The sequence below is a fragment of the Bacillus sp. FSL R9-9497 genome (assembly GCF_038005805.1).
GTDB classification, from domain to species: domain Bacteria; phylum Bacillota; class Bacilli; order Bacillales; family Bacillaceae_G; genus Bacillus_A; species Bacillus_A cereus.
Genome location: NZ_JBBOTY010000001.1, coordinates 1,510,266 through 1,522,882 on the forward strand (window position 1 = coordinate 1,510,266; position 12,617 = coordinate 1,522,882).

Below are 12,617 nucleotides of genomic sequence, written 5' to 3' on the forward strand. Positions count from 1 at the left end.
GGATGTTTACTGAGAAGAGATTACCATTTGAAGTAGGAAAACAAGATAATTTTTATGATAAGTTGAATGAGTGGATTGGAGATGTGTTTTACGACATCCTTCCGGAAAAAGGCTTTGAAGAGCGTGATGAACAAATTTTTATGGCGTTTCAGTTAGAGCGTGCTTTCCAAGAAAAGAAAGTTATGTTCGCAGAAGCTGGTGTAGGAACAGGGAAAACAATTGTATATCTTCTATATGCAATTTGCTATGCGCGTTATACTGGAAAACCAGCTATAATTGCTTGTGCAGATGAAACGTTAATTGAGCAGCTTGTGAAAGAAGAAGGAGACATTGCGAAATTATCTGAAGCGTTAGGCTTATCTGTAGATGTAAGACTTGCGAAATCAATGGATAATTATTTATGTTTACGTAAGCTTGAAGATGTTATGAGTGGACGAGCTCCAGAAGTAATTGAAGACGTATATTATGAATTACCACAATTCGTATTTGATCATGGTACGATGCAAAACTTTACTCACTATGGTGACCGAAAAGAATTTCCACTATTAAATGACGAAGAATGGTCAAAAGTAAATTGGGATTACTTCCAAGATTGCTTCACTTGTGATTCTCGTCATCGTTGCGGTCAAACTCTTTCACGTGAACATTATCGTAAAGCAGCAGATTTAATTATTTGTTCTCAAGATTTTTATATGGATCATATTTGGACGTACGATGCTCGAAAGCGTGAAGGACAAATTCCATTATTACCAGAAAGTAGTTGTGTTGTATTCGATGAAGGACATCTTGTAGAATATGCAGCTCAAAAAGCTTTAACATATCGTTTAAAGCAAACGATGATGGAGCAACTTTTAACGAGATTATTACAAAACGATATTCGTGAAGAGTTTGCACATTTAGTAGAAGAAACAATTTGGCAAACAGAGCGATTCTTTGATGTGTTACAAGAAAACAAAAAAGAAATTGCCGGTTCTGATCGTTTAGAAATTACTGTGACAGAAAAAGTAACAGCTGAAGCGAAACGACTTTATGCGAAAATTGGTGAAGTCGGTGATGCATTAGTATTTGAAAGTGAAATGCATACAGTAAACACGTATGACTTAAATATCGTTGATGAACATTTAGATGTATTAGAGCATTCACTTCGTCTGTTCATGCATGAGAAAAATGTAATTACATGGGGTGAAGAAGGTGATGGAGCCTTCACGTTAGTGATTATGCCACGTGCAGTAGAAGAAGTATTACAAGAGAAAGTATTCTCGAAGAAAATTCCGTATATTTTCTCGTCTGCTACATTATCTAATAACGATTCATTCGCATTTACAGCAAATAGCCTAGGGGTAAAAGATTACTTATCATTCTCAGTTGCCTCACCGTTTGATTATGAGGAGCAAATGGCAGTAAACTTACTATCGCATACGAAAGAAAATGAATGGGAAAGAAAGTGCCAATATACACTTGAAAATATACAGAAAACAAATGGACGTACACTTGTATTATTCCGTACAACACAAGAACTTGCAGCGTTTAAAGAATATGTAAGTAAAGAACAAATGTCAGTTCCGTTCTTATATGAAGGGGATCAAGAAATTAGTCAGCTCGTTTCTCGTTTCCAAAATGAAGAAGAGACTGTACTTTGTGCCGTTCATTTATGGGAAGGTTTAGACATTCCTGGTTCATCATTATCACATGTTATCATTTGGTCATTACCATTCCCTCCAAACGATCCTGTGTTTGAGGCGAAGCGTAAACATGTAAATGATCCATTCTGGGATGTAGATGTACCGTATATGATTTTACGTCTTCGTCAAGGGATTGGCCGTTTAATTCGTACGAGCGACGATAAAGGTGCTATATCAATCTTCTTATCTGATACAGAAGATGAGAAAGTGATAGAAGCGGTGAAAAACGTACTACCAGTAGAAGGTAAAGAATTATAAGGAGAAAGCTTGGCGCTTGCCAAGCTTTTTTTCTATTATAAAAGGAAATTAGATTTTCATGTCGAATTAAGTTTGAGGTAGAAAAAGGAGGTTTTTATACAATGACAGTAGCTACATATGAAGTAGAAAAGCAATTTTTAACATACGTGAAGAAGATACAAAATTACGGAGAAGCATTAAGCTTAATGTTTTGGGACTTGAGAACAGGGGCGCCTAAAAAAGGTGTAGACCAGCGTTCAGAAGTAATTGGCATGCTTTCATCAGAAGTATTTGCCATGTCGACTTCAGATGAGATGGGGAACTATTTAACAGAGCTTGAAGCTTTAATACGTGAAGATAAACTTTCTGAAACGACGAAGAAAATGGTTGAAGAGTGTCGTAAAGAATATGATAGAAATAAGAAAATTCCACAAGCGGAATACGAAGCGTATGTGAAATTAGAAGCGAAAGCAGAGAGTGTGTGGGAAGAAGCTCGTGAAAAATCTGATTTCGAAATGTTCCGCCCGTACTTAGAAAAAATTGTTGAATTTAAAAAGAAATTTATTACATATTGGGGTTACGGAACATATAAATACAACACATTATTAGACATGTATGAGCCAGGTATTACAGTAGAAGTTTTAGATCACGTATTTGGTCAACTTCGTGAGCGCATCGTACCGCTTGTAAAAGAAATCTCTGAGTCTAAAAAAGGATTAAAAACAAGTGCTTTATCGGAAAAATTTTCAAAAGAAAAACAAAAGAACTTTACATTAGAACTATTAAAGCAATTGAATTATGACTTTGAGGCAGGCCGTCTTGATGAAACAGTACATCCATTCGAGATTACTTTAAATAGAGGGGATGTTCGTATTACGACACGCTATGACGAAAAGGATTTCCGCATGGCTGTGTTTGGAACAATTCATGAATGTGGTCATGCTGTATATGAACAAAATATTGCAGAGAAATTTGAAGGTACACCGTTATGTAGTGGAACATCTATGGGTATTCATGAGTCACAATCGTTATTCTTTGAGAACTTTATCGGCCGTAATAAATCATTCTGGAAGAAAAATTATGATTTATTAAAAGAGTATAGCAATGGTCAATTTGATGATATGTCAGTCGATGAATTTTATGATGCAATTAACGAATCGAAGCCGTCATTCATTCGTATAGAAGCAGATGAGCTTACATACCCGCTTCATGTTATGGTGCGTTATGAATTAGAGAAAGAATTATTTGATGGTACATTACAAGTGAAGGACTTACCAGCAGCTTGGAATGATAAGATGGAAGCATATTTAGGAATTCGTCCGGAAAATGATGCGCAAGGTGTATTGCAAGATGTTCACTGGGCTGGTGGCTCATTTGGATACTTCCCATCTTATGCGCTTGGTTACATGTATGCAGCACAATTTAAGCAAAGAATGTTAAAAGACATTCCGAACTTTGATGCATTGTTAGAAGAAGGAAACGTAACACCAATTCGTGAATGGTTAACAGAACATATTCACCAGTATGGTAAAACGAAAAAGCCACTTGAAATTTTAGAAGATGTAACAGGCGAAGGGTTAAATGCAAATTACTTAGCAGATTATTTAGAAGTGAAGTATAAAGGAATTTATGAGTTATAAAAAAGAGCTGCTTACTTGCAGCTTTTTTTATAGGGGGATAGAAGATGGTTTATACATATACAGTAATGACGCAAGAAGAGGCGGAAGAGATTGCATATAACTGGCATTATAAAGGGGAATATTCCTTTTACGATATAGAGGCAGATGAAGAAGATTTAGATGAGTTTTTACATGATGAGAGTAGAGGGAATCATACATTTTCTGTGAAGGAAAATGGCATTCTCATTGGTTTTTTTACTGTTTGTAAAATGAATGATAGAACGGTTGAGATTGGACTTGGAATGAGGCCTGATATAACTGGAAATGGATTTGGTTTACAGTTCGTGAATGCTGGACTAGCTTTTAGCAAAGAAAAATACGGATGCAAATATATAACACTATCAGTAGCGACATTTAATGAGAGAGCGATAAAAGTGTATAAAAGGGTGGGGTTTGAAGCGGTTGGAACGTTTATACAGAAAACAAATGGTGGTTGTTTTGAGTTCTTGAAAATGAACTATATATGTAAACGTGATTAAAAAACAGAGGATCTTCTGTTTTTTTATTTTGATTTAGAAATATATGATACATATTGTTTACTTGTTGTAATTGAGGGTTTTGAAATTTCGGTAGAGGGTGTGTATGATAGAAGTTTAGTAGCAAATAGTAGGTTTAGCAAGGAAAGGTAGAGGTAGTATGATTACAATTAAAACGAAAAATGAAATAGATTTGATGCATGAATCTGGAAAATTACTTGCTTCATGTCATAAAGAAATTGCGAAAATGATAAAGCCAGGTATAACGACACAAGAGATTGATACGTTTGTTGAAATGTATTTAAAAAAGCATGGTGCCACATCTGAACAGAAAGGTTACAACGGGTATCCATATGCGATATGTGCATCTGTAAACGATGAAATGTGTCATGCGTTTCCAGCCGATGTTCCTTTAACTGAGGGTAATATTGTAACAATTGACACGGTAGTAAACTTAAATGGGGGTCTTTCAGATTCTGCTTGGACGTATAGAGTTGGAAAAGTTTCTGATGAAGCAGAAAAGTTGTTGTTAGTAGCTGAGAATGCTTTGTATAAAGGGATTGATCAGGCGGTAATTGGTAATCATGTAGGAGACATTGGCTATGCAATTGAAAGTTATGTAACAAATGAAGGTTTTTCTGTCGCAAGAGACTTTACGGGACATGGGATTGGTAAAGAGATTCATGAAGAACCAGCAATTTTTCATTTTGGGAAACAAGGACAAGGACCTCAGTTACAAGAAGGAATGGTAATTACAATTGAACCGATTGTAAATATAGGTATGCGATATTCTAAAGTAGATTTAAATGGGTGGACTGTACGAACGATGGACGGGAAATTATCAGCTCAATATGAGCATACAATTGCGATTACAAAAGATGGGCCAATCATTTTAACGAAGTTGTAATTGGGAATGAAAGAGTTTGCAAAACTCGAACAAAAATAGTGGTTTTTAAAAATTTGTACGTGTTTTTTTGATAAATGCTTTTCAAAGCATAAAAAGTACGTTATAATCCTTCTATAAAATAAATAGTTAGCTACACTCATATAATCGCGGGGATATGGCCTGCAAGTTTCTACCGAAGTACCGTAAATACTTTGACTATGAGTGAGGACGAATATAATTGCTTGTTTAGCATTCTTTTTTTGCGAAACTCCAAAAGCGCGTCTCTCACTTGTAACGAGTGGTGGCGGCTTTTGGAGTTTTTTTATTGCATAAGAGGGGGAACAAACATGAAAGTATTACAAGAAAAGATTTTGAACGAAGGAAAGGTTTTATCTGGTGACGTATTAAAGGTAGATGCTTTTTTAAATCATCAAATTGATCCAGTACTTATGCAAGAAATCGGAAAAGAATTTGCTAAACGTTTTAAAGAAGAGAACATTACAAAAATCGTGACGATTGAATCTTCAGGCATTGCACCAGCGGTTATGGCTGCATTAGAGCTTGGTGTAAAAGTAATTTTTGCACGAAAACGTAAATCGTTAACGTTACAAGATAATATGTACGTTGCAAACGTATATTCATTTACAAAACAAGAAACAAATGAAATTTCATTATCTCGAAATCATATCGATGAAAATGATCGTGTATTAATCATCGATGACTTTTTAGCAAACGGTCAGGCTGCTTTAGGTTTAATGAGTTTAGTAGAGCAAGCTGGAGCGAGTATTGCAGGAATTGGAATTGTTATTGAAAAAGCATTTCAAGATGGAGGAAAGAAGCTTCGTGAACAAGGCGTTCGTGTTGAATCACTAGCAGAAATTGCATCACTTGATAACGGCACAGTTACATTTGTACAGCAAGAAACTGCGGAGGTGAAATAAACGATGAAGCAGCATCCATTTAAAATTGCATCGCTTGGTATGCAGCATATGCTTGCAATGTATGCTGGAGCAATTATCGTTCCGCTTATTGTGGGCGGTGGACTTGGTTTGAATCAAAAAGAGTTAACATATTTAGTCTCAATTGATTTATTAATGTGCGGCGTTGCGACAATTTTACAAGCATTATCAAATCGCTTTTTCGGTATTGGGCTTCCAGTTGTGCTTGGTTGTACATTTACAGCGGTTGGACCGATGATTGCAATCGGGAAACAATACGGCGTGTCTTCTATTTATGGAGCAATTATTGCTGCCGGGTTATTCGTTGTTATTTTTGCAAAATTATTTGGAAAGCTTGTAAAACTGTTTCCCCCTGTTGTAACAGGATCTGTCGTTACAGTAATTGGAGTTACACTTGTTCCAGCTGCTATTAATGATATGGCTGGCGGAGTAGGAAGCAAAGATTTCGGAAGTCTTGAAAACTTAGCGTTAGCATTTGGTGTGTTACTATTTATCATCATTATGTATCGTTTCTTCGACGGATTTATTCGTTCAATCTCTATTTTGCTAGGTTTATTGTTCGGTACAATCGTTGCAGCATTTATGGGGAAAGTAAGCTTGCAAGCAGTTGGAGAAGCAGATTGGTTCCATGGTATTCAGCCATTTTACTTCGGTACACCAACATTTGAATTGACGCCAATTATTACGATGATTTTAGTTGCTTGCGTAGGGATTGTAGAAGCAACAGGTGTATACTTTGCATTATCTGATATTTGCAATAAAAAGATTGGTGAAAAAGAATTAACAAAAGGCTATCGAGCAGAAGGATTAGCGATGGTGTTAGGTGGTATTTTCAACGCGTTCCCATATACAACATATTCTCAAAACGTAGGGCTTGTTCAATTAACTGGAGTAAGAAATCGCGTTATTATTTATACTTGTGGTGGTATGTTAATCGTTCTTGGATTCATTCCAAAAATCGCAGCTATTACAACGATCATTCCGAAATCAGTACTGGGCGGTGCGATGTTAGCAATGTTCGGTATGGTAATGGCATATGGTATTAAAATGTTAAGTAGCGTTGATTTTGGTAAACAAGAAAATTTATTAATCGTTGCATGTTCTGTCGGAATCGGACTTGGAGTTACAGTCGTTCCTACTTTATTCTCACAACTTCCTGAAAATATTCGTATTTTAACAGATAACGGAATTGTACTTGGAAGTGCGTCAGCAGTACTTTTAAATATCGTATTTAATATGGTGCCGCAGCGTAAAGTGAAAATAAAAGAAGAGCCGGTGTCTATGCAAAGTGCGGTAAGAGAAGCGTAAAAAAGCAAGGTCTCATTATGAGACCTTGCTTTTCTTTTTAAGTGGCATCATTTTTCCGTACGTACCAAGACGCCAAATGTACTCAAGTGGCCCGTATTGATAATGTGAAAGCCACCAGCGGCTAATAAAGATTTGTAACGTGTAGAAACTAATGCAGAATATTGGTCCAACCCATAATGGAGCAGGATAATAATTTTTAAGGAATAGACCAAATACAAGTAATGTAACAATTGTATGCGAGATGTAATTTGTTAATGCCATTCGTCCAACGTATTGGAATGGACGTAATAACGTTTGCCATTTTTCTTTTTGTAATAAACGCATTAGCGTGAAAATGTAGAATATGAATAACGTTTTTCCGCTAAACATTGTAAAGACCTGCATATAAATTGGTTCATAAAATGGTTTTGATAAGAAGTAACGGACCATGAAGAACCACATTGGTAATGTTAAAAGGAACATAATAATTTGCCATTTTTTAAGTTTTAGATCTAACTCTTTCGTGCGGCGGAAAATATCCTTTTTGCCGGCGTATAAACCAAGCAAAAATAGCCCAACTGTTTCTGGAAGCATAAGTAAATTTAATCCAATTCCATCAGCGTAAAATGCATGGAAACGATTTTGTATTTGTGACAGCCAATCTTCTAATGGCATGATAGGTAAGGAAAAACCTAGCTCTTCCTTTGGTACCAATGCAACTGTAATACCAGCCATTAGCATAATGAATTGAAAAATACTCAATAAAACGATAGCCCATATTAAAATAGTACGAGGTTCTCTCTTATAAAATAAAAATAAGAAAAATCCAGCAATCGCATAAGTATGTAAAATGTCTCCGTCCCATAAAAGAACGTAATGTAAGAAACCGAATAATAATAAAATAAGTAAGCGGCGAACAAATAAAATTTTCGGATGATCTGTTTTTGCTTCAGCACGAGTCATAAAAATGTAAAAGCCTAGGCCAAATAAAAACGAAAAGATAGTATAAAACTTTGTTTGAATAAACATATCGTAAAATAGACGGATATAGCTATCTAGCCCTTCATAAACTCCTGAAATATCACGTGAGTCAATCCCAGCGATAACAGGCCAGTTCACAAGAAAAATACCTAGTACAGCTATTCCTCTAATAATATCGATGGAGTGTATCCTCTCGCCTTGTGAAATATTTTGTGTCATTATTTTCCTCCCTGTTAAGTAATTCCCTTTTATTATACAAAATGTAAGATGGAGGGTATAGGGTGGATTTCCATTTTTTTTAACTATTAAGTTATGTAAGATGCGATATAATAAGAGGGCACAACAAGTTTTAACCTTTTTCAAAACAGGCAGTAAAGCTCCTTCTTATAAGGAGCTTTCTTTATGAAAAGTGTTGATAATGATTCTCTTTAATGATAAAATATATTTAAAATTGATAATCATTATCAAAAAGGTTGGTGTGTAAGTATGGTATATGCATTAGTAGCAGGTACAGTCGCTGTATATGCAGTTATTGCGAAGTATGTTTTAAATGGAGTAGGAACAGCAAAATGAGTGATATGACATAAAATCCCTTTCATTTGTAAAAAGAATGAAAGGGATTTTTTATTTTTAATGAGAATATGCTGAAAATTTAGTATGATAGTAAAGTGAAACTGTAATCAATGGGTAGGTGTAACTCTCACTGGTTATGAGCTCGCAAATAGCGGGGAAAAGTATATACATCTTGGATAAAGGGGAACAAGGGGATGACAAACATAGTACAGACAAACGGTATGAAAAAACTTGTTTGTTTTTATGAAGAGTGGCAAAAACACGGCGATGCAGAGAATAGTTTAAAGTTGTTTGAGGTGATTCAAAAATATAAACAAGAACAGCTTATGATAGCGTTCTGTGGTCACTTCTCTGCAGGGAAATCAACGATGATGAATCATCTATATAAAGCGCAGTTGTTACCAACAAGTCCAATTCCGACAAGCGCTAACGTTGTCAAAATTGAAAAAGGAATGGATCGTGTTGTTGTAACGGTTAAATCTGGAGAACAGTACGAGTATGACGGTGCATATTCAGCTGAAGAATTAAAACAAATTTGTAAAGATGGTGATGAGGTAATTGGTGTTCACATTTATCGGAATGATGCGCCAATTCCTGAAGGTGTTATGTTAGTAGATACACCAGGGATTGACTCAACAGATGATGCCCATCAATTAGCGACAGAATCAACGCTACATCTAGCAGACGTAATTTTTTATATGATGGATTATAATCACGTCCAATCGGAAGTGAATTTGCAATTTGTTAAAGAATTGAAACAACGTAATAAAACGGTTTATCTCGTTGTCAATCAAATAGATAAACATAAAGAAAATGAATTGTCGTTTGAGAATTATAAAGATAGTGTAAAGCAATCGTTCTCTAACTGGGATATTGAAGTAGATGGAGTATATTATACGTCATTACGAATGATGAACCATCCACATAATGAAATTGGAAGCTTAGAAACGTTAATTACTTCTATTATGAAAGAAAAAGAGCAGTATGTAAGGACTGGAATGGAGCGAGAAACAGAATATTTAATGGGGGAACATTTCTCGTTTATTGTTTCTGAAAATGAAAAAGCTCTTTTGAAATATGAGGAAGAGTTAGCATCACCACTTTCTATTTCAGAGGTAGTTGAAAAGAAGGAAGAGTTAACGGAAGCGAAAAATCGTGAGGCAAGTAAAGAGTCTCATGTGAGAAATGAATTTATAAAAGGCCTACAAGCTATATTAGATAACGCGTATTTAATGCCATTTGAAATGAGAGAATTGGCAAATGCGTACTTAGAAACGAAATTAACAAAGTTTAAAGTCGGTTTGCTATTTGCGAAAGGAAAGACGGAGCAAGAAAAACAAAGGCGTGTAGAGGCGTTTTATTCTGCCCTTCAAAAGACTGTTGAAACGCAGCTTGATTTTCATGTGAAGGAATTTATTGTAGCCTTCTTAAAAGAAGAAGGATTGTTCACGGAGGAAATTGGGAAAGACATATATGGGTTAGAAATTGCTTTCGGACCAGAAATGTTGGCTGAGGTAATTAAACAAGGCGCAGGTTTCACAGGTGATTACTTACTTCTTTATACAGCGGATGTAGCGAATGAACTAAAGAAGCGTTATTTTATAAAAGCACAGCAAATTTTTGATAAAAGTGCGGTCGTTTTAAAGCAAAAGGTGAGGGAAGCAGTTGCTCGTATTGAAGAAGAGATTGAAACATATACGATGTTGCAAACGGCGAAAGAAACACAATTACAATACAATAACAATTTGGCGGCATATGAAGACTATTTACGAAATGTTTGGCACGATCATGTTGCTACGCCTGAAGGTTTGCAAATAGATGAGATATTGCAAAGGGAAAAGCAAATTGTTAGTGAGAAATTTACACTACAAGAGAAGGAAATCGTAAACGATAACGTAGCGATTCATGAAGAAGAGCTGAAAGGAACGGCGGCTTTAAATATTCAGCGGATATTAGAGAAAGTGAAAAAAGCTGAAACGATATTAGAGCCATTGCCAGCGCTGAAACATGTACAGCAAGAGGTAATAGAGAAAAGAAGACGTGTAGAAACAAAACAATTTACAGTAGCGTTATTCGGGGCATTTAGTGCTGGAAAATCATCATTTGCCAATGCCTTACTCGGTGAGAAAGTACTTCCTGTATCACCAAACCCGACGACGGCAACGATTAATCAAATTTTGCCGGTTACAGAGGAAAAACCACATGGAACAGTAATTGTTCAGTTTAAATCAAAGCAAGCGTTATTAGAAGATATGAAAGCTGTTTATAAGCTGTTTCATTATGAGATTGCTACGTTAGATGAAGCGTTAGCACAAATTGATAAAGTTATGAAATATCCTTCACCAACTGGGAAGCAAAAAACAACATTTAGCTTTTTACGAGCGGTACAAAAAGGGTATGATGCAGTTTCTACTTATTTAGGAGAACAAGTACAAGTTACATTAGAAGAGTTCTCTGATTATGTAGCGAATGAAGAGAAATCATGCTTCGTTGAGTATATGGAACTTTATTATGATTGTGCTTTAACAAGGCAGGGAGTAGCGCTTGTAGACACACCTGGAGCGGATTCTATCAATGCTCGCCATACGGATGTTGCATTCCAGTATATTAAAAACGCAGATGCTATTTTATTTGTAACATATTATAACCATGTATTCTCTCGTGCTGACCGTGAATTTTTAATTCAGCTTGGTCGTGTAAAGGATACTTTTTCCCTTGATAAAATGTTCTTCTTAATTAATGCTGCGGATTTAGCAGAGTCTGAAGAAGAACTTGAAATGGTAAAAGGTTATATCGCAGATCAGCTACTGCAATACGGTATTAGAAATCCGCGTTTATTTGCAATTTCAAGTTTATGTGCGCTTGAAGAGAAACAAGGAAAGAATGTTGAAAAAGAGAAGTATGGTATTTTACAAAACTCTGGGATTACTAAGTTTGAGGAATCATTTACGTCCTTTATGATGAGAGATTTAATGCTTGTTTCTGTGCATGCTCTATATGGTGCGTTGCAAGGGGCAGATCAGCTTTTAGTAAACATGATAAAGGGTGCAAAGCAGGGGAATGAAGAGAAAGAGAAGCAAACGAAAAAATATGAAGCAGAGCGTGATCAACTACTTCATATCATTTCTTCATATAGTGTACTTGCTGAAGAACAGGCGATGCAAAATGAAGTGAAAGAGTTGCTTTATTACGTGCAACAGCGTCTATTCCTACGCTATAACGATGTGTTTACTGAATTTATTAATCCGGCGTCACTTCGAACCGATGGAAATGTGAAAACACAATTGCAGCAGTGTGTTATGGAATTAGTAGCATTTATTCAGCATGATTTATTGCAAGAAATGCGTGCGACATCATTACGCCTTGAAAAATGGATAGACGAAGCGATGAAGCGTGCAAAAGACGAAATTGTAGTGAACTGTAAAGTAGAAAATGAATCAATTTCTATGAATGGAACAGTGGAGTATGAATATAAAGATATTACACATAAAGAACCCTTCCCTTCAGTTGAAATAAAAGATTTCAAAAAAGCATTGGCACATTTTAAAAATGAGAAAAGCTTTTTTGAAAAGAATGACAAAGCTTTTATGCAAGAAGACGCTAAATCTGTATTAGAACCGCTCGTATCAAACTATGTAGCTGATGAAAAACATTTATTTGTTCATCATTATAAGCAAGAGTGGGATATGAAGTGGAATTTATTCCAAAAAGTGATGCAGCAAGATGTGATGAACTATTATGAAAGTATATTGTTTGCATTGGCTGAAACGATCGATGTATCTCTATATGAACAAAGTAAAGAACAATTGCAAAAGCAGTTAGTAGAGATTGAAAAAGAAATTTATGTTATATAGTCG

Annotated in this window: 8 protein-coding genes and 1 riboswitch; of the genes, 7 read left to right on the forward strand and 1 reads right to left on the reverse strand. The window is 35.6% G+C overall.

Annotated features, from left to right (window positions below; genetic code table 11):
* Positions 1–2: 2 nt before the first annotated feature.
* From MKY21_RS07920 to pbuX, 6 genes are all read left to right on the forward strand, one after another.
* Positions 3–1,940, forward strand: coding sequence for an ATP-dependent DNA helicase (locus tag MKY21_RS07920; RefSeq protein ID WP_000493698.1), 1,938 nt, complete (start codon positions 3–5; stop codon positions 1,938–1,940).
* A gap of 101 nt (positions 1,941–2,041) precedes the next feature.
* Positions 2,042–3,559 carry a carboxypeptidase gene (ypwA, locus tag MKY21_RS07925; RefSeq protein WP_341075857.1) on the forward strand — a complete coding sequence of 506 codons (1,518 nt, stop codon included), beginning with the start codon at positions 2,042–2,044 and terminating at the stop codon, positions 3,557–3,559.
* A gap of 44 nt (positions 3,560–3,603) precedes the next feature.
* A complete protein-coding gene (locus MKY21_RS07930) occupies positions 3,604–4,077 on the forward strand; it encodes a GNAT family N-acetyltransferase (RefSeq protein WP_000263214.1) in 474 nt (157 codons plus the stop codon).
* A 157-nt stretch (positions 4,078–4,234) separates the two neighbouring features.
* Entirely contained in the window at positions 4,235–4,981 is a 747-nt protein-coding gene (locus MKY21_RS07935) for a type I methionyl aminopeptidase (protein WP_000628415.1), read from the forward strand.
* A 116-nt stretch (positions 4,982–5,097) separates the two neighbouring features.
* Positions 5,098–5,199, forward strand: a riboswitch (purine riboswitch).
* A 108-nt stretch (positions 5,200–5,307) separates the two neighbouring features.
* Entirely contained in the window at positions 5,308–5,901 is a 594-nt protein-coding gene (locus tag MKY21_RS07940; RefSeq protein WP_000866483.1) for a xanthine phosphoribosyltransferase, read from the forward strand.
* Positions 5,902–5,904: 3 nt separating this feature from the next.
* Positions 5,905–7,227, forward strand: coding sequence for a xanthine permease PbuX (gene pbuX, locus MKY21_RS07945; protein ID WP_000809219.1), 1,323 nt, complete (start codon positions 5,905–5,907; stop codon positions 7,225–7,227).
* A gap of 15 nt (positions 7,228–7,242) precedes the next feature.
* Here pbuX and MKY21_RS07950 read toward each other — a convergent pair whose 3' ends face one another.
* Positions 7,243–8,406 (reverse strand): DUF418 domain-containing protein, encoded by a 1,164-nt coding sequence (locus MKY21_RS07950; RefSeq protein ID WP_098616271.1) that lies wholly within the window; start codon positions 8,404–8,406, stop codon positions 7,243–7,245.
* Positions 8,407–8,954: 548 nt separating this feature from the next.
* Here MKY21_RS07950 and MKY21_RS07955 point away from each other — a divergent pair.
* Positions 8,955–12,614 (forward strand): dynamin family protein, encoded by a 3,660-nt coding sequence (locus MKY21_RS07955; RefSeq protein ID WP_341075861.1) that lies wholly within the window; start codon positions 8,955–8,957, stop codon positions 12,612–12,614.
* Positions 12,615–12,617 lie beyond the last annotated feature (3 nt).